This is a genomic window from Marseilla massiliensis (assembly GCF_016899955.1).
Taxonomy (GTDB): Bacteria; Bacteroidota; Bacteroidia; order Bacteroidales; family Bacteroidaceae; genus Prevotella; species Prevotella intestinigallinarum.
On sequence record NZ_JACJJL010000002.1, the window covers coordinates 90914 to 110161 of the forward strand.

The 19248-nt window shown below is 59.4% G+C and carries 14 protein-coding genes; 8 read left to right on the plus strand and 6 right to left on the minus strand.

Features of this window, described 5'->3' with window-relative positions:
* Positions 1 to 326 precede the first annotated feature (326 nt).
* The 6 genes from H6B30_RS01610 (at position 327) to H6B30_RS01635 (ending at position 7582) form a co-directional block, all read left to right on the plus strand.
* On the plus strand, positions 327 to 1727 hold the full coding sequence (locus H6B30_RS01610) for a DNA recombination protein RmuC (protein WP_205107254.1): 1401 nt from the start codon (positions 327 to 329) through the stop codon (positions 1725 to 1727).
* Positions 1728 to 1883: 156 nt separating this feature from the next.
* The gene (locus H6B30_RS01615) at positions 1884 to 2447 is read left to right on the plus strand and encodes a 4'-phosphopantetheinyl transferase family protein (RefSeq protein WP_205107256.1); all 564 of its coding nucleotides are present in this window, start codon (positions 1884 to 1886) and stop codon (positions 2445 to 2447) included.
* Entirely contained in the window at positions 2444 to 3535 is a 1092-nt protein-coding gene (gene dinB / locus H6B30_RS01620; RefSeq protein WP_205107257.1) for a DNA polymerase IV, read from the plus strand. Before H6B30_RS01615 ends, dinB begins: the two co-directional genes overlap by 4 nt.
* Positions 3536 to 3716: 181 nt before the next feature.
* Entirely contained in the window at positions 3717 to 4586 is an 870-nt protein-coding gene (locus H6B30_RS01625) for an electron transfer flavoprotein subunit beta/FixA family protein (RefSeq protein ID WP_205107259.1), read from the plus strand.
* 145 nt (positions 4587 to 4731) lie between these two features.
* A complete protein-coding gene (locus H6B30_RS01630; protein WP_205107261.1) occupies positions 4732 to 5754 on the plus strand; it encodes an electron transfer flavoprotein subunit alpha/FixB family protein in 1023 nt (340 codons plus the stop codon).
* A gap of 82 nt (positions 5755 to 5836) precedes the next feature.
* Complete coding sequence (locus H6B30_RS01635) at positions 5837 to 7582, plus strand: acyl-CoA dehydrogenase family protein (RefSeq protein ID WP_205107263.1); 1746 nt, start codon at positions 5837 to 5839, stop codon at positions 7580 to 7582.
* Positions 7583 to 7729: 147 nt separating this feature from the next.
* On the opposite strand, the gene H6B30_RS01640 is transcribed toward H6B30_RS01635, so the two are convergent.
* The 5 genes from H6B30_RS01640 to dacB form a co-directional block, all read right to left on the minus strand.
* Positions 7730 to 8671: a HipA domain-containing protein gene (locus H6B30_RS01640; RefSeq protein ID WP_205107477.1), complete on the minus strand. Its 942-nt coding sequence runs from the start codon at positions 8669 to 8671 to the stop codon at positions 7730 to 7732.
* Positions 8671 to 9000: a HipA N-terminal domain-containing protein gene (locus H6B30_RS01645; RefSeq protein WP_205107265.1), complete on the minus strand. Its 330-nt coding sequence runs from the start codon at positions 8998 to 9000 to the stop codon at positions 8671 to 8673. The genes H6B30_RS01640 and H6B30_RS01645 overlap by 1 nt, the downstream gene beginning before the upstream one ends.
* Positions 9001 to 9006: 6 nt before the next feature.
* Positions 9007 to 9219 (minus strand): helix-turn-helix transcriptional regulator, encoded by a 213-nt coding sequence (locus H6B30_RS01650; protein WP_205107266.1) that lies wholly within the window; start codon positions 9217 to 9219, stop codon positions 9007 to 9009.
* Between the two features lie 241 nt (positions 9220 to 9460).
* Entirely contained in the window at positions 9461 to 10636 is a 1176-nt protein-coding gene (locus tag H6B30_RS01655; protein WP_205107268.1) for a mechanosensitive ion channel family protein, read from the minus strand.
* 73 nt (positions 10637 to 10709) lie between these two features.
* Entirely contained in the window at positions 10710 to 11984 is a 1275-nt protein-coding gene (gene dacB, locus H6B30_RS01660) for a D-alanyl-D-alanine carboxypeptidase/D-alanyl-D-alanine endopeptidase (protein ID WP_205107270.1), read from the minus strand.
* 733 nt (positions 11985 to 12717) lie between these two features.
* Here dacB and nadB point away from each other — a divergent pair.
* Complete coding sequence (nadB, locus tag H6B30_RS01665) at positions 12718 to 14307, plus strand: L-aspartate oxidase (RefSeq protein ID WP_205107272.1); 1590 nt, start codon at positions 12718 to 12720, stop codon at positions 14305 to 14307.
* 22 nt (positions 14308 to 14329) lie between these two features.
* Positions 14330 to 14740, plus strand: coding sequence for a fluoride efflux transporter FluC (locus H6B30_RS01670; RefSeq protein ID WP_205107479.1), 411 nt, complete (start codon positions 14330 to 14332; stop codon positions 14738 to 14740).
* A 139-nt stretch (positions 14741 to 14879) separates the two neighbouring features.
* Here the strand turns inward: H6B30_RS01670 and H6B30_RS01675 are convergent, their stop codons facing one another.
* Complete coding sequence (locus H6B30_RS01675; protein WP_205107274.1) at positions 14880 to 18752, minus strand: pectinesterase family protein; 3873 nt, start codon at positions 18750 to 18752, stop codon at positions 14880 to 14882.
* Between the last annotated feature and the right edge of the window lie 496 nt (positions 18753 to 19248).

A 19248-nucleotide genomic window follows, 5' to 3' on the forward strand; every position in this document is an offset into this window, starting at 1 on the left:
CCCGTACCATCGGCCCGAACGGCCTGTTTCGCAATGCCATACGGCCTATTTCGCAACCAACAACCGCAACAACGCCGGCCGGGCACGGCCTTTGTAAACATTTTACATGGCATCGGGCCTCGCCCGCGGGCTGCGCCGACACAGCATCCTGCCACCGGAGCTTCGGCCCCGGACAGACGGCTGGAGGCGTTTATCAGCCGTACAGCGCTTGCAGTGTCGGCCAAAATTTGTACCTTTGCAGATGGCTTGCTGCCATCACCGGCACCGCCGCGGCCACAAGAGGCCTGCGGCATGGCTGCCACAAGACAACATAACAACATTTCACAATGATAGTAATCTATATTCTGGTTGGCGCGGTCATTGGCGCCGGAGTGGCCACATGGGCCATGGCCCGGAGCCTGGCTGCGGCAAGGAAAGACAACGGGAGGCTCAACGTCGAGGCCGAAAAGCTGGCCACCGAACTGAGGATGACCAACGAACAGCATGGCAGGTGTACGGCCAGGCTGGCCGAGGCCGAGGCCGAATGCCGCACGCTCGGGGCGAAAGCCGAGGCGCAGTCGCGCGAGATAGAACTGCTCAAGAAGCAGGCCGCCGAGACGGCCGACATGCAAGAGCGCCGGTTTGCCGAGCAACTGCGCACGGCAAGGGAACAGATGACCAACGTGGCCAGGCAAATGCTCGAGATGAACGCCGACAAGCTGAAGGCGCAAAACGCCGAAAGCATAGGCCACATCACACAGCCGCTGAAAGACGCCATAGGCGAGATGAGGCGCGCCATAGGCGAAAGCATGAAGGACTCGGAGCGCAACTCGGCATCGTTCCGCGAGCAGATGCGGCTGATGATGGAGAGCAACAAGGCCATAGGCGAAAAGGCCGAGAGCCTGGCCAACGTGCTCAGGCGCGACAACAAGGCCGCCGGCAACATGGGCGAGATAATACTGGGCGACCTGCTCGCCTCGCAGGGGCTTACCGAAGGCATACACTACGAGGTGCAGGCGAGGCTGCGCGACGAAAACGGGCGCACGCTGAAAAACGACGACACCGGCCGCGAGATGCAGCCCGACGTGATTCTGCACTACCCGCAGGGGCAGGACGCAATCATCGACTCTAAGGTCTCGCTGGTGGCCTACGAGCGCTATGTCAACGCCGAAAGCCCGGAGGAAAAGGAGAGATTCCTCCAGGAACACATCAAGAGCGTGAGGCAGCACGCCACCGAACTCGCACGAAAAGACTACAGCCGATACATCAAGGCGCCGCGAGAGGCTGTGGACTTCGTGATAATGTTCGTGCCGTTCGAGTCGTCGTTGCAACTGGCCCTGGCCAACGACCCCACGCTGTGGCGCGACGCCTTCGAGAAGAAAGTGTTCATCACGGGCGAGCAAAACCTGCTCGGCATACTGCACATAATACACGTGGCTTGGGTGCAAAACCAGCAAGCAGAGAACCAAAAGAAGGTGTTCGGACTGGCAGAGCAGCTGCTCGACCGCCTGGGCGACTTCGCCAAGCGGTTCAGCGACCTCGGCGACGTGATTGAAAGGGCCCGCAAAGCCTACGATTTTGCCGACAACAAGCTCATCAGCGGCAACCAAAGCGTGGTGAAAAAGGGGCGCGAGCTGGTGGAACTGGGGGCAAAGGAAAACCCCAACCGCAAGATTCCGCAACCGCGCGAGGCCCTGCCGGCCTCACCACAGGAAAGCCAGGAAGCCAAGGAAGCGCAGGAGCCATGACGCCCCTGCGCCTTGGGTGACAAATTGCGGGGCTCTCCCAGCCTCCCAGAGCTCCCATCACCCCAGCTCTCCCAGAGCTCCCAAAACTCCCAGACCTCCCAGACCTCCCATCACCCCAGCCCTCCCAGAGCTCCCAGTCCTCCCAGCCCTCCCATCATGATATACCTCAACGACGACATCACCTCTCTCGACCTGGCAGCTGCCCTGCAGCAGCTTCCGCAATGGCGGCGCGAGCAGGCATTGCGCTACCGCCATGAGATAGACCGCAAGCTCAACGCAGCAGCCTACATGCTTTTGTGGCAAGGCCTCAAGGCTGGCTATGGCCTCGAAGCCCCACCCGAGCTTGCCCTCTTCCCGGGGGGCAAGCCATACCTGAAAGGCCACCCCGACATACACTTCAACCTAAGCCACTGCCCCAAGGCAGCCCTGTGCGCCATCGCCGGCGTGCCCGTAGGGGCCGACATCGAAAGCATCAGGCCATACAACCCGCAACTGGCGCGACGCGTCTTGAGCGAGGCCGAGGTCGAGCAGGTGGAATCCTCGCCGTCGCCCGACATCGTTTTCGCACGGCTGTGGACAATGAAAGAGAGCCTGCTCAAGCTCACCGGCGAAGGCATCCGGCGCGATTTGAAAAGCGTGCTCGTCAACACTTCCGCCAGGTTTGCCACAACCGTAAACACCGCACGTGGCTACGTGTTCACCGTCTGCACCGAACAATGACTACAGAACGAAAAATCATACATATCGACATGGATGCCTTCTTTGCATCTGTTGAGCAACGCGACAATCCCGAGCTGCGCGGACAACCCATCGCCGTGGGCCACGACGGCCCCCGCAGTGTGGTGTCTACAGCCAGCTACGAGGCCCGCCGGTATGGCGTTCGCTCGGCTATGCCAATGGCACGGGCCAAGCGCCTGTGCCCGCAACTGGTCATCGTGCCTGGCAGATACGAGGTGTACAGGGCCGTCTCCGGCCAGGTGAGGGGCATTTTCCGCGAATATACCGACAAGATTGAGCCGTTGTCGATAGACGAGGCCTTTCTCGACGTCACCGAAAACAAACGCGGCATCGACTCGGCTGCCGGCATCGCGCAGGAAATAAGGACGCGCATACGCGACGAACTGCACCTCACGGCGTCGGCGGGAGTGTCTTACAACAAGTTTCTCGCGAAGATAGCATCCGACCTCAACAAGCCCGACGGCATGACGGTAATACCGAAGGAATGCGCGCTCGAATTCATTTCATCGCTCAAGGTTGAGCAATTCTGGGGCGTGGGACCGCGCACCGCCGAACGCATGCACTACATTGGCATTTTCACCGGGGCCGACCTGAGGAAATGCTCCCTGCGACACCTCACCGAAGTGTTCGGCAAAATGGGGCGCACGTATTATGACTTCGCCCGCGGAATAGACACTCGGCAGGTGGAAACGGAATACGTACGCAAGTCAGTAGGATGCGAACACACGCTCGAAAGCGACATCAGCACCCGGTCGACAGTGATTATAGAGTTGTACCATACGGTGCTCGAACTGGCAAGGAGGATAGAGAACGACAAGTTTGAAGGGCGCACGCTGACCCTGAAAATAAAGTACTCCGACTTCTCGCAGATTACCCGCAGCATAACCACCAACAAGCTCCTGCAGACTAAAGACGACATCTTGCCGGCTGCAAAAAGGCTGCTCGGCGAGGTGGAATACTCGGCCAACCACCCCATCAGGCTCATTGGCCTGTCTGTGTCAAACCCTTTGCCAGAATCCGAAATGCACAGGGCAGAGTGGGTGCAAAGCTACATCGATTTCAAAGACTGACACTGCCGCCACGCCAACAGCAAACCATGGCGCCACAATGCTTTTGAAACAACGTTCAAACTTTTTAATATCCATTTCTTTGGCTCAACGCCAAAAAAGAATTACCTTTGCCGTTGACTGTCTTGTTCATGCCGACAGCCTATACTAATCACACAAGATTCACAATAACTATCTAATAAATATGAACTTGAAAATCGTTGTACTTGCCAAGCAAGTCCCTGACACCAGAAACGTGGGGAAGGACGCCATGACAGCAGAAGGCACGGTAAACCGCGCTGCACTGCCGGCAATATTCAACCCCGAAGACCTCAACGCATTGGAGCAGGCCCTGCGCCTGAAAGAGCAAAACCCTGGCTCTACGGTGGGCATACTGACCATGGGGCCGCCAAGGGCAGCCGAAATAATAAGGCAAGGACTGTACCGCGGTGCCGACACCGGATGGTTGCTTACCGACCGTCTCTTTGCCGGGGCTGACACGCTGGCCACTTCTTATGCACTGGCCACTGCGATAAAGAAAATAGGAGGGGTCGACATTGTAATCGGAGGACGGCAGGCCATCGACGGCGACACGGCACAAGTGGGCCCGCAAGTGGCCGAGAAACTGGGGCTGAGCCAGGTGACTTACGCCGAGGAAATACTGAAATGCGAAGACGGCAAGCTCACCATAAGGCGGCACATCGACGGTGGCGTAGAGACCGTGGAGGCGCCAATGCCCATTGTCATCACCGTCAACGGCAGCGCAGCGCCATGCCGACCCTGCAACGCAAAGCTGGTGATGAAATACAAACACGCCACGGCGCCGATGGAACGCACGCCCGGCATGCCTTACGCCGAACTGTATGAAGAGAGGCCTTACCTCACTCTCAACCAATGGTCGGTGGCCGACGTCGACGGCGACCCGCAGCAGTGCGGGCTCAGCGGCTCGCCGACGAAGGTGAAGGCGGTGCAGAACATCGTGTTCCAGGCAAAGGAATGCAAGAGGCTCTCTGCTGCCGACGCCAACATAGAAGGCATGGTCAAGGAACTGCTTAGCGAGAAAATAATAGGATAAACAATGTTTCATTGATTTTGAACCGCCCGCAACAAGGCCATGAAAGCCAAGCCAGGGGCTTGCCGGATTGACGCTGGCAAAAGGGAAAGGCCACCCGGCAACAGGGCCGGACAGTGCAGGGCATTCAATACTTAACACCAAATTTATGGACAACGTATTCGTATATGTAGAGATAGAAGGCACCGAGGTGAAGGAGGTTTCGCAGGAACTGCTCACCAAGGGCCGCAAACTGGCCAACGAACTGGGCGTGGAACTGCATGCGGTAGTATGCGGAACAGGCATCAAGGACAAGGTTGAGAGCCAGATACTCCCCTATGGCGTGGACAAGCTCTTTGTCTTTGACGGCGATGGTTTGTTCCCTTATACATCGGCACCCCACACGGACATCCTCGTAAACCTGTTCAAAGAGGAAAAGCCGCAGATATGCCTCATGGGCGCAACTGTCATCGGGCGCGACCTCGGGCCGCGCGTGTCGTCGTCGCTTACCAGCGGACTGACAGCCGACTGCACGCAACTTGAGATAGGAACATACGACGACAAGAAGAGCGGAAAGCACTACGACGGGCTGCTGTACCAAATCCGCCCTGCCTTCGGAGGCAACATCGTGGCCACCATCGTCAACCCTGACCACCGCCCGCAAATGGCTACCGTGCGCAGCGGAGTGATGCAGAAAGCACTCTACGAAGGCCAGGCCAAGGGCGAAGTGACTTACCCCGACGTTACGAAATATGTGTCAAAGGAGGCTTTCGTGGTCAAGGTGCTCGACCGACATGTGGAAGCTGCCAAGCACAACCTTAAGGGTTCGCCCATCGTTGTGGCCGGTGGCTATGGCGTGGGAAGCAAGGAAGGCTTCGACACGCTGTTCAAACTGGCAAAGGAACTGCACGGAGAGGTGGGCGCAAGCCGTGCCGCCGTCGACGCAGGATGGGCCGACCACGACAGGCAGATAGGACAGACAGGCGTAACGGTACACCCCAAGGTGTACATCGCATGCGGCATCTCGGGACAGATACAGCACATAGCCGGCATGCAGGACTCGGGAATCATCATATCCATAAACAGCGACCCGGACGCTCCCATCAACAGGATTGCCGACTATGTGATAACCGGCACTGTCGAAGAAGTGGTGCCAAAGCTCATCAAATACTACAAACAAAACAGCAAGTAACAAGCTCGGCAGGGCACAAGGCGGCCGCCGCAACAGGCCGGCATGCCCCGCTTAAAGCACTAACAAACATAAAGCAACACCAATGGCCAATTACTATACAGACCAGCCGGAACTGAAGTTCCACCTTCATCACCCGCTGATGAAACGCATAGTCGAGCTCAAGGAGCGCGACTTTGCAGACAAAGACAAGTATGAAGACGCTCCCGTCGACTTCGACGACGCAATGGAGAACTACGAGAAAATGCTCGAGATAACGGGCGACGTAGCCGCAAACATCATTGAGCCCAACTCTGAAAGCGTTGACGAAGAGGGCCCGCACCTCGAGAACGGGCGCATGATTTACGCCTCGAAGACATACGAGAACCTCGACGCCACGCGCAAGGCAGGGCTTTGGGGCGTAAGCATGCCGCGCCGCTATGGCGGCCTCAACCTGCCCGTAACGCCCTACTCGATGGCATCGGAGATGGTGGCGTCGGCCGATGCGGGCTTCCAGAACATCTGGAGCCTGCAAGACTGCATCGAGACTCTGTACGAATTCGGCAGCGAAGAGCAGCGGCAGAAGTACATTCCGCGCGTTTGCGCAGGCGAGACCATGTCGATGGACCTTACCGAACCAGACGCGGGAAGCGACCTCCAGCGCGTTATGCTCAAGGCAACCTACTCAGAGAAGGACGGCTGCTGGCTGCTTAACGGCGTCAAGAGGTTCATCACCAACGGCGACTCCGACATCCACCTCGTGCTGGCACGCTCTGAAGAAGGCACACGAGACGGCCGCGGACTGTCGATGTTCATCTATGACAAGCGCCAGGGCGGCGTCAACGTGCGCCACATAGAGCACAAACTGGGCATCCACGGGTCGCCCACGTGCGAGCTTACGTACAAGAACGCCAAGGCCGAACTGTGCGGAAGCACGCGCATGGGGCTCATAAAGTATGTCATGGCGCTTATGAACGGGGCCCGGCTCGGCATAGCCGCACAGTCGGTGGGCGTGTCGCAGGCCGCCTACAGCGAAGGCCTGGCCTACGCAAAGGAGCGCCGCCAGTTTGACACGGCCATCATCGACTTCCCCGCCGTCTACGACATGCTGTCGCGAATGAAGGCCAAGCTCGACGCCGGACGCTCTATACTGTACCAGACGGCACGCTATGTCGACCTGTACAAGGCTCTCGACGACATAGCCCGCGAGCGCAAGCTGACGCCCGAGGAGCGCCAGGAGCAAAAGAAATATGCGCGCCTTGCCGACGCCTTCACCCCGATAGCCAAGGGCATGAACTCCGAATATGCCAACCAGAACGCCTACGACGCCATACAGATACACGGCGGCTCGGGCTTCATAATGGAGTACAAGAGCCAGCGCCTGTACCGCGACGCCCGCATATTCTCAATATACGAAGGCACCACGCAGCTGCAGGTCGTAGCCGCAATACGCTACATCACCAACGGCACTTACCTTGGCATAATGAAGGAAATGATTGAAAGCGAGGTCTCCGAGGACATGAGGCCGCTGCAGATTCGCGTAGGCAAGCTCATTGAGATGTACGAGCAAGCCGTCAACTACGTCAAGGAGGCAGGCAGCCAAGAGGTGCACGACTTCCTTGCCCGCCGCCTTTACGACATGACCGGCGACATTCTCATGGCGCTGCTCATCATCGACGATGCCAGCAGGGCTCCCGAGCTGTTCCTCAAGAGTGCCCACGTATATGTGCGCCATGCCGAAGAAGAGGTTATCGGAAAGACGGCATACGTGAAAAACTTCATCGAGGAAGACCTCGTGTACTTCAAGACCGGCATGCCCACCGCAGAGCAATGCCGGTGCTGCAAGGAATGACAACAAGCACGAAAAACCACCCTCAAAGGCATGCCCAAGGCAACCTTTGAGGGTAGTTTATTTACTGCAGCGGGCGGAACACGGCCGGGCCGGGCAGCCAAACCTGTCATTCACCGGGCCACAGCGGCCGGCCGGCGCCCAGCAACCCTACCGCAACAACACCATGCGGCGCAATATCAGGTTCTTGTAACTGCGCCGCAGGTCGTCGGGCAGGAACGAGCGGTCTATCAGCTCAAACCACTTGGGCAGCACGCGGCCGAACTTCCGCGACAAGTTCTCTATCACCTTCTCGTCAACCCCCGATGCCGTTATGGCCTTATGGAAATCGGCCTTGCGCAACCTGTTCTTCTTTCCGTTGAGCGTCAGGGCCAGTTCCTCGTTGTCTTCGGGCATGGCCAACGCCGTCGACAGCATGTCGTAGGCTGGCGTCAGCGTATATCCGAGGCCTGCGTTGTTGTAAAGCGAGAAGTTTTTTAGGTGCATGTCGGCATTGCCTGTTATCCAAGAGAACACCACAACCTCCCAGAAGTTGACCACATCGAGCTGCGGAGTAGCCGAGAACCGGCGTATTATCTTGGCTATTTGCTCGTAAGATCCCTTGTACTTATACTCCGTGAGGCGCTCCGACAACTGGCACATGTCTTCCATGGCCACCTTTTCTCCATCCTTCGTACGGTCTATCCGCCGCGTTATGTAGCACAGTTCGCCGTCGGCAAAGCGTATCAGCGAATGTGGCACCACGCTTATCTTGGCTGCCTCGGCCAGGTGCATGGTCACGTCCTCCAGCTCGGGCAAGGCCCTGTAGGCGCTTGTCTGCGGCTTCAGGATGAACCGCCCCCACAACCCGACGATGGTAAACCGGTCGGGCTCGTCGCGCCCGCCGCGGCTGAGGTCGAGCGAGAGCTTGGCCTGTACGCCGGTGAGCGTGGTCTGGCTGCGCACAACCCGCTTGGCCAGGTCGCCCAGTTGCGAACGCACGTATGGCAGCTTCGGTGCCGTGGCAACGCCAAAAAACTTGCGGGCGCAGGCCGGATGAAAGTCTACCTGGCCCTCTTTCAGTTCCTTGTAACAATACAGACACTTGCCCATCAGCATTCCTCCGTCATTTCTGGAACCACACTCACCGCCCCAATGCAGTCTTTGCAACATGCCAAGAGCAGCGACATGCGGTCAAGGCGGTTTATCTTCCAGCTTCTCTCTGCAATGCCGAGCAGCCACCCCTCGGGTATCAGCCCGTCGAAAAACGGGAACAGCACCGTGGCCTTGTAGGGCTCGCGGCGAAGCGGCAACGTCAGGCTCACGGCCTCGGCGCCGTCTGCCGCAAGATAGTCGCGGTCATATTCAAACGTGAAACCGCTCTCGTCTTCGGCCAGCCACCCCGCAAGGCGGTCATGCACATACACCTTCGCTCTCTTCATGGGCTATCACTGTTGATGTTGGACAATGTCGACGGGGCCCACCTGCCGCCCGAACAGCCCCAGCACCTGGTTCACCTTGTCGAGCCTCAGCGTCTGTTTGCCTTGCTCAAGCTCGCGCACAAAGCGCAGGCCCACGCCCGACTTGTCGGCCAGGTCTACCTGGGTAAGCCCGAACTGGCGGCGCATTTCTTTAACAAAATCTGCTATAACATTAACCATTCTATTATACCCGTTTGGGTACAAAGATACATATAAATCATCAATATTATACCTTTTTGGGTATAATTTATTTGGTTTTGCTTTCTATTACACCCGTAAGGGTATAATAAACATGGCCGCATAAGGCCGCGCCAGCTACCTCACGCCACCCCGGCATAGCTTCAGCCACGACTGTCATAACATCATTCGCGGCCATCGGCCACCCCGCCCCTACAGCGCCCTGACGGCGCCTGCCGCAGCGTCAGGGCCGCGCCCCGTCTGAATAACGCTGGTAGACACGCAGCCCGAAATCGGGTATTATGGAATAAACATATTCCATTATCGCGGCCAGATGGTGCTCGTAAGGCTTCCATTCTTTCTGCTTGAGGAAGAAGTAAAACTCGAGCGGCAGCCCCGTGTTGGTGGCCTCGAGCTGCCTCACCATGAAGAGCATCGCGGTATTCACGTCGTCGCGCGATGCGAGATAGCGCTCAACGTAACGGCGGAAGAGCGTCATGTTGACCACCCCCGGCTGCATCTCACGCTCATCGAAGCCGTATTTGTCGACCAGCAGCCGGCGCATGCCGTCGTCTACAGGGCGTATGCACCTGAAGTCGAAGTAAACAAGGCGCTTCACCCTGCGCCCGTCGCCCTGCCTCATGCCTATCCAATTCTGGAACGAATCGTCGACAAGCGTCTGTGGAGTGATGGTAAGTATGGTGTTGTCAAAGTTGCGCACCTTGACCGTTGTAAGCGTAATGTCCTCCACAATGCCGTTGATGTCGGCCTTGGGCACGGTAATCCAGTCGCCGCGATGAAGCATGTCGTTGCTCGTAAGGCGTATCCCCGCCACCAGGCCCGATATGGTGTCCTTGAAAACGAGCATCAGCACGGCCGACGTGGCGCCCAGGCCGGCAATGAGCGTGAGCGGGTTTCGGTTGATGGCGATGGCCACCATGACTATCACGGCAAGGAAAATGATGAGAATCTTAAGCACTCCGCAGAACGTGTGGTAGTACTGCTGCAGCGCGGCGTGGCGCTTGTATTCATACCGCTTGAATGCGTCGACGAGCGAGATGCCCAGCAACATCGACATGACAGTGATGTATATGGCCGTTGCCCGCGCCATGATGTCTTGCACCAACGGCGTGCGCCAGAACACGGCGGGCAGCAGCATCCACACCACCACCGCCGGCACTATGCGGCATGCGGCGCGCAGCGAATGGGGGTTGAAGAGCAGGTCGTCCCACTCTATGACCGTGCGCGAGGCGAACTTCACCACGAGCGGCACCACCACCTTGTGGCATACGAGGTATGCCGCCCACGCCATGAGCGCCGTGAGCAGTATCATCACAACCGTGGTTATTACGTCGGCCATGCCCGGGCCCACCCCTATGTGGCCGAGCCACAGCTCTATGGTGTTGACAAAATCTTTCATCTACCTAAGTTGTTTGTTGTTAATTGCGCCCAAAGGCGTGCCAGTAGGCAGCGGGGCCACTCAGCCACGGCGGCTACGGCCGGCAGAGGGCTTCGCACACCCTGTCTTGAAACGCACGCCCCTCGGAGCCCCGCCTAATGCCCTGGTTGATGATGGCAAAGCACAGCACATGGCCGTTGGCCGCCGTGCAGTAGCCGGCAAGCGAGCTGATGGCAGTCACCGAGCCGGTCTTCGCCTTGACGTTGCCCGATGTAAACGTGCCCCTCATGCGCCTCCTGAGCGTTCCGTCTTCGCCGGCAACGGGCAGCGACGGCAACAGGTGCATATATATATTGGTGTTCTGATAGGCGTAGCGCAGCAGCATGACCTCGAGCTCGGCGGTGACATAATTATACAGCGACAGTCCGCTGCCGTCGGCAATGCGGTAGTCCGAGGGCCTCAGGCCCACCTTCTCGACAAGCCTCCTCACCACCGTGCGGGCGTCACGCGCCGTTGCGGGGTGCGCCCCGGTCGACGCCCCGAGCTGGTAGAACAGAGCCTCGGCGCACAGGTTGTCGCTCTCTTTCATCATCGGCATCAGCACCTGGTCGATGGTATGGGTGCGCGTTCCCACCTCGTAGGCCCCTCCCGGCTGTCGCCCGGCCACGGTGTCGGCCTCGACCACCACGCCCTCGTCGCGCAGCCTGTCAACGAATCGCTTCACAAACACGTCGCGCCGCGATATGAGCAACGGCGACAGCACCGGGTTGTCGTCATCCCAGCACCACCCCTCGCCCAGCATGTCGGCGTCTTTCATGCTCTTGTCGGCAACAATCCTGCCGCGTATGGTGTCGATGCCCATGCGCCTGATGCCGTCGACAAACGAGCCCATGTCGTCTGAATTGAACCGCGGGTCGAAGCCACCCACGAGATAGACGTCGCCGTTGAGCACCCCGTCTTCTATTGCGCCGGTGTAGCTGAGCGTGGTCTTAAACTGGAAAGAACCGCCCAGGCGGTCGATGGCGGCAATCGCCGTGACCACCTTCATCGTCGACGCCGGGCGCAGCAACTGGCGTTCGTTGTGGCAGTAGATGGCGCTGTCGGCCGTAAGGTCGTAGACCATCAGGGCCACCTGCGAGCGATTGAAGAGCTCATTGCCGAGCAAACGGTCTATCCGCCCGGCCACATTGTCCGGCCACGCCGGCTCGCCCAAGGCTTCAATGCTGTCGGCGGCGGTGGTATCGGCCAAGGCCACGCCGAGCGAATCCTCCCCGCCGTCGTCACCGTGGACGCTGTCTTGGGCATGCAGACAGGCCGGCACAAGGGCAAGAAGCAAAATGGAGGCAAAGCGCCTCAGTAATGGTATCATGCGTTTTTATTTGTTCTGTCTCTGCAAAATTAATAAAAATCAGCCTAACGGCAAAGGATGTGGGCAGCCAATCGACACTTTTGCCCCACGGAGCATGGCCCGACCAACGGCGCCAACGGTGGCGCAGCCTTTGCCCCGGGATGATTTTATTTTACAACAAGCATCATGAGAGCGGCCTGTGCGGCCATGAGGGCGCCCACGGGCGTAAATAAGCCACTCTCGCGCAGCAACGCCCAACACCCTGACACAGAGCCCGTTGGCGGCGCAACCAGGCTGTATGGTGGCCACGACACGGCATCGCAATGCGACAACACGGCCAAACCGCCATGCAAAACCACCAATTCCAGCCCCGCCAAACAGGCCGAATCATTATGCCAAACGGCCCATTCTGCCATGCCAAACGGCCCATTCTGCCATGCAAAACGGCCCATTCTGCCATGCAAAACGGCCCGAATGGCAAGGCAGGATGGCCCCTGCCGGCATATTTCCGGCCTTGCGCCGGCCTGCAAATCCTATTTTGCAAGATGGCGCAACCCTTTATTTCTGCAAACAATATTTACACCACGTGAGCGTGCCTGACGCATGGCGTAGTGGCCCCGCAGCCCGGCAAGACGGCCGCTCAGCCCGCAATGCCCTCAAAAAATTGTGGCCGCGCAACCTAATAGTACGCCGACATGTTTCTCGGAATCAGTTTTTTTATGTACATTTGCAGCCATATAAACATACAAGCGATATGGTTTTTAAGTACGATTTTCTGATTATCGGCGCAGGAGTCGCCGGTATGAGCTACGCCCTAAAGATAGCAAGGGCGCACAAGGGCAAGATCTGCATGATATGCAAGACCACGCTCGAAGAGGCCAACACCTCGTTTGCACAAGGCGGAGTGGCCTCGGTGACCAACTTGGAAGTCGACAATTTCGATAAGCACATAGAGGACACCATCATCGCCGGCGACTATATCAGCGACCGCCGCGCTGTGGAGCAAGTGGTAAGAAACGCCCCGGCACAAATCAGGGAGCTGGTTAGTTGGGGGGTGAACTTCGACAAGAAGGCCGACGGCGAGTACGACCTGCACCGCGAAGGGGGCCACTCGGAGTTCAGGATTCTTCACCATGCCGATGACACCGGGGCCGAAATACAGCGCGGACTGATGGCTGCCGTGCGCAGCAACCCCGACATTGAGATAAAGGAAAACCACTTTGCGGTGGAAATAATAACCCAGCACCACCTCGGCGTGAGGGTGACACGCCGCTCGCCACACATACAATGCTACGGCGCCTACGTGCTAAACCCCGACACACAGAAGGTTGACACCTACCTGAGCAAGGTGACCCTGATGTGCACCGGGGGCTGCGGAGCCGTCTACCAGGCCACAACCAACCCCGTGATTGCCACCGGCGACGGCGAGGCAATGGTATACCGGGCCAAGGGAACGGTGGCCGACATGGAGTTTGTGCAGTTCCATCCCACAGCGCTCTACCACCCGGGCGAAACCCATCCCGCCTTCCTCATCACCGAGGCCATGCGGGGCTACGGCGGAGTGCTGCGCCTGCCCGACGGCAGCTCGTTCATGGAGAAATACGACAAGCGCCTGTCGCTGGCGCCGCGCGACATCGTTGCAAGGGCGATAGACAAGGAAATGAAGATTCACGGCATCGACCATGTCTACCTCGACGTGACACACAAAGACCCCGAGGAGACCAAGCGCCACTTCCCCAACATATATGCCAAGTGCAAAACGATAGGCATCGACATCACCACCGACTACATACCGGTGCGCCCTGCGGCCCACTACATGTGCGGAGGCATCAAGGTCGACCTCAACGGAGAGTCGAGCATCGAGCGGCTCTACGCCATCGGCGAGTGCTCTTGCACCGGCCTGCACGGCGGAAACAGGCTGGCCAGCAACTCGCTCATAGAGGCGGTGGTATATGCCGACGCCGCCGCCAGGCACTCGCTGGCCCATGTCGACGAGTACGACTTCAACGACAGGGTGCCCGAATGGAACGATGAGGGCACCATGACCAACGAAGAGAAGGTGCTCATAACGCAAAGCGTCAAGGAGGTGGGGCAGATAATGAGCAACTATGTGGGCATAGTGCGCTCCGACCTGCGCCTGCACCGCGCGTGGGACAGGCTCGACATGCTGTACGAGGAGACCGAACGGCTGTTCAAGCGCGTCAAGGCAAGCCGCGACATCTGCGAGCTCCGCAACATGATCAACGTGGGTTACCTCATCACCCGATGGGCCCTTGAGCGCAAAGAGTGCCGCGGACTGCACTACACCATCGACTATCCGGTGCATGCCTACGACAAGAAATAACCCCGACGGAGCCAAGACAGCAATGCTGAAAGACTTTCTCATCGTCGGTGCCGGCAGCTTTGTGGGCGGCGGACTGCGCATGCTGGTGTCGCGCTATGTCGACAGCCATGTAGCAGCGGCGGTGGCCCGGGCGTCGGTTCCGGCCGCCATGGGCCTGCCGTTAGGCACGCTGGCGGTCAACTCTCTGGGCTGTTTCGCCATCGGGTTCGTGGCCGGGCTGCCCGCCGCCGGCGGCATGCTGCCGCCCCAGGCCAGGGCTTTCCTCACCACGGGGTTCTGCGGCGGCTTCACCACATTCTCTACATTCATCAGCGAGAACACCTCGATGATGCGTGCAGACAACCTCACCGGCATGGCCGCCTACATTGCGGCAAGCCTCATGCTGGGCTTCATGGCGTTTGCAGCTGGCCAATGGGCTGCCAGGATGGCATAGGCCGCAAGCCGCCACACCGTCCGCCAAGACACACCAAAGGGCGCACCCCCTGCAGGGGTTGCGCCCTTTTTCTGTTGCCTTACAAGGGCGCAGGCAGCCCGGCCCGCGGCCTTGTGGCATGCCTGGCGAGCACTGTGGCTCAACGCTTCATCACCTTCTTGCCGCCAACGATGTAGATGCCGCCCTTCTGCATGTTGCCCACACGCTGGCCGCCGAGATTGTATGCCGGGCCGGAATGGGCATCGCCGCCTTCAACCGACGTTATGGCAGAAGCCCCATCGAGCACAAGGCGGTAGGCATCCTTGGCCTCGCCGTCGGGCATGGGCATGTAAGCGCTGCCGGCTTCGATGGCCGTGGCAGTGTTGAGCCGCATCGACGGGGCGCCGGAAGCCTCGTCATGGCCCAGCACATAGACGCTGGCCGGAGCCACATCCACGGGACTCAACGTGCCCACGAGCAGGTTGCTTGCAGGCTCGGGGGCCGCAGCCGACCTGCCGAACGTGTAAGACCCCTCGGCCGCATGGATGATGAAGCCCTCGCCGGCCGGTATGCCGGCAACCTCGGTGAGCACGGCCTCGTCGGCCCTGACAGACGAGATGACATACGCCTTGGCCCCCTCGGGCACTTCGGCATCATAGCTCAGGCATGCCGCAGCCCAGCCGGAAGCGCCCACGGCCACCTCCGTGGCATAGCGCACCGGTGCCGACTCACCGCCCAGGCCGCCGTTGGCGTTGGCCGAACGCACGGTGTAGGTTCCCTCGCCGGGCAGCTCATAAGACGTTGCGGTGGTGTTGTCGAGGTACTGTCCGTCGCGGAAGACCACGTAGCAACGTGCGTCGTCGAGGGCGGCCCAACGCAGGGTGCTGCCCTCTATGGCCACCACAGGGGCCTGGCTCACGGCAGTCTCTTCGGTCGGGAGCCAGCTGTCGGTGCCTCCGAGCACGTTGCGCAGCGTGTAGGCGGCGGCTTCCTCGGCAGTGAGCACAGGGTTGTAGGCATTCGTACTCGACGGAGAGTTGGTGCGTCCCGACAGGTCTACGGGCTCACCATCGCCGTCGATGGAGCCATACTCGAAGAAATGGGTGGGCAATTCGGCCATCGAGGCCCATCCGGCCGCCTGCGGCAACACCTCCATGGTGGTGTTGATGTAGGCAATGCGCGGCTCGTTCTGCCACGGGCGGCCCAGAGAGTAAGTGCCGTCTACCACTGCCTCGCTACCCTCTACGCAGCTTATGGTGCAACTGTCGAACACATAGCCGAAGTCGAGCCCGGCCCCGGTGGAAGGCGCCGCAATGCAGTTGCCGCCGCGGTTCTCAAGCACCAAGTCGGTGTTATAGTAGTAGTTAGACCCTCCGCCGCATATAAAGTCGACGGTGCCGTGTATCTCGCAGTCTTCGAAATAAGCCCTCTCGCCGGTCACCTGAGTGTCTTGGTTGCTGAGCATGCGCACATTGCGCATTGCCGTCTTGTTGCCGCCATAGACAGCCACGGCCACCCCCTTGAGCTCAGACGCCCCATAGTCGTAATCATTGCGCACGGTGAGGTCTTGCAGATAGAAGCCCGTGCGGTCGCGAAGGTTAAGCACCGGGTTGCTAATGCCGTCGCGCAGGCCGTGCAACACGACGCCGTCGCGGCTCTCGCCCACCAGCGACACATTGTAGGCCGTGAGCCGTTGCTCGGCCGAACCGAAGTCGTAGTCGCCGTTCTTTATGAATATCGTCTTGCGGGGGGCGTCGGCCGAAGTGTTGGCAGCGTTGACGGCAGCCACCGCCTCAGAGAATTCGGCAGCCGTGGAAACCACATAGTCGTAGGCGGCTTTGGCTGCAACAGCCTTGCTGCCCACGCTGACGGGTATGACAACAGGCTCGTCGTTGGCATTGCCGTAGGTGTCGCGGGCGGCCCCTGCGGCTATTGTAAAGGTGTAGTCGGTGTCGTACTGCAAGTCCCACACGGGGAAGTAAAGCGTCGACGAGCCACCCTCGGCCGTCACGGTCTGCCCTCCTATGGTAGCTTCGGTGGCCTGCATCTCGCGGTCGAAAGCCACCGTCACCACGCAGTGGTTCTTGTTGTCGGTAGGCGTCACGCTTGTTGCCGTGGGCACCGGCGGCGTTGTCACAGCCTGCTTCTCGACAGTCAGCTCAAACCAAGCCACGGGCTGGCCGCCTCCCTGCAGCGTAAACGTGATGGGGGCTCCGGCCTTGTGGCCCTCAAGGTTAACCACGAGGTCGTACATCGTGGCATCGGGCTCGTCGTAGTCGTGCTTGGTCGGTATGTACACCACGGCGTCGCCGGCAGTGAGCGATGCCAGTTCGCCGGCGTTGTAGTTGGCGTTGAAGTCCTTGAACACCACCTGCTTTACAACCACATCGGCAGGCACGCTCCACGTGTTGACCTCAGAGTTGAACTTAAAGCTGCTGTTGTTCCATCCGTCCAGGCTCTCGGTGGTGAGCGTGTAAAGTCCGTTTGTCCATGTGCCGTCGCCGCTCTTGCCCTCCGAAGTGTACTTCAGCTGCACCGTCTCGTCGTTTTCCGACATATTATATATATGCACTCCCTCGACCGTCAGCACATATTCGCGTGTGGCATCGCCATCGGCCACGGTCACGGTATACGTGGCCGATGTGCCCATAAGCACGCCAATGCCCTCGGCCACGGTGCCATCGATGAAGCGGGCCTCGACCCTTGGCAAGGCCGTATAGACATTTCCGCCAAACACAGCCTCGTGTGCGTCGGCGTTGAGAGCGTCGAGCGTCTCGGCCGGCAGTTCCTCGCCGTCAACCGTGATGGCTGTCATCAGCATGTCGCCGAGGCGGAACAGGCGCAGAGTATATTCCTCCTGCAAGGCGGCGGCGCCCTCGACGGGCTCCACCCTCATGGCCACCACCACGGCGGTGTTGGCCTGGGGCACAGGCACAGAATAGTTGCCGTCGGCCAAGGCTGTGACGGCAACGGGGTTGCCGGCCTCGTCGGCGGCTGTCACAGAGAGCGTGCAGTTCTGCGACTCAACCCCGAACGTAACCTCTTCACCGGCGTAATCCGTCGGTAGGTTGCACAGCCAGTCGGTGGAATCGCCACCGACCACCGTCTGCCCAGCTATGGTCACGCCGGTGACCGAGGCCATGAGCGACGCCAGGTGGTTGAAGCCAACGTTCTGGTAGTTGCATATATACCCGTCGGACTCTGACGAGAAAGCCAGCGTGAGGGTCTTCAGGCCTTCAGAGATGTAGCCCGGCAGCACTATCGACTGTTCGGCATACGACGCTGACACGCTCTCGTCGATGGCGAACGACGTGCTTGCCTCCGTCGCTCCCGTAGATGCATCGGCCACCGTCACCAGCATGGTGCCGCCGTCATACCGCGCCATGTCCATCGTGAGACTGTAGGCCCCGGCCTGCGTGCAGATGAAACCGTAAGAGGCGGCGGCGCCATTCCTGATGTAGCCCACGTTGCCGGCCGACTCCACCCGCATGCCCCCGGTGTATGTGCCGCCGGCAAGTGTTATTGCGCCTGGCACGCGGTCGTAGCCCGAAGCGGCCGCGAACGACAGCCGCCCCCAGTTGCCAGCGTAGTTGCCGGTGGCCTCCGTTACGGCGAAAGTGAGCGTATAGCTGCCCGCGGGCAGCGATGAAAGCAGGTAACGGTGCTCGTCGGTGAGGTCCCACGACTCGGTGTCGGTCACGGTAACGTCGGTGTCGAGCACCGTGCCGCCGTCGCCGGCCAGCGTGAGGCGCAGCGTGGCCTCATCCTTGGCGCCGGTGGCAAACGACAGTATGTAGTCTTGCTCTACCGTGTTGCGCACATCGAATTTGACAACAGTGCCACTGCCGGTGCTCCCAACGTTTGCCCCGTCGTTCTCGACAGTGCAGTTGGTGAGCTCAGTGGCATCATTCCAATCTACATAGCTCCCGTCGGCCATCGGCACGTCTACAGGAGCTGCGGCCTCTGCCTCGACACTGCGGCCTGCAAGGCCGACGAGGAGAAGCACGACAAATGTCAGTAGTTTTCTGCTCATTTTGCTAAGTTTTAGGTTCCATTTATCGTGGGCAAAGATACATTATTATGCCAACGGCACAGTGTAAAAATTGACTTTTGGTTCGCAAAAGCATCCCCTGCCTCATCATTATAACCTCGATGGCGCCCCATGGCAGCAACTTTTCATCCCAAAGCAAACAATTTATCCACCACAACCAAATAGATGCCAACACTTCACCCAAAACAACCCGCAACGCCATGGCCACTGAAGCGCTGGGCCAAAGACGCGGTAAAAATCGGCGACACACCCCTGCCGGCAAGATGGCGGAGGCACTTCGGCCGGCCGAAACGGCCCATATAGCAACGCCGAACGGCCCATATTGGCGCGCCAAACAGCCCGTTTTGCAAGGCAAAACGACGGCCGCGGCCAACCACCTGTGGCACAGGCACATAGCCACGCGGCCAAGAACGCATGGCGGCATATGAAAAACCACGACACACCGGCAGTCGTGCCTGCTGCCGGCTTCGGCCTGCAG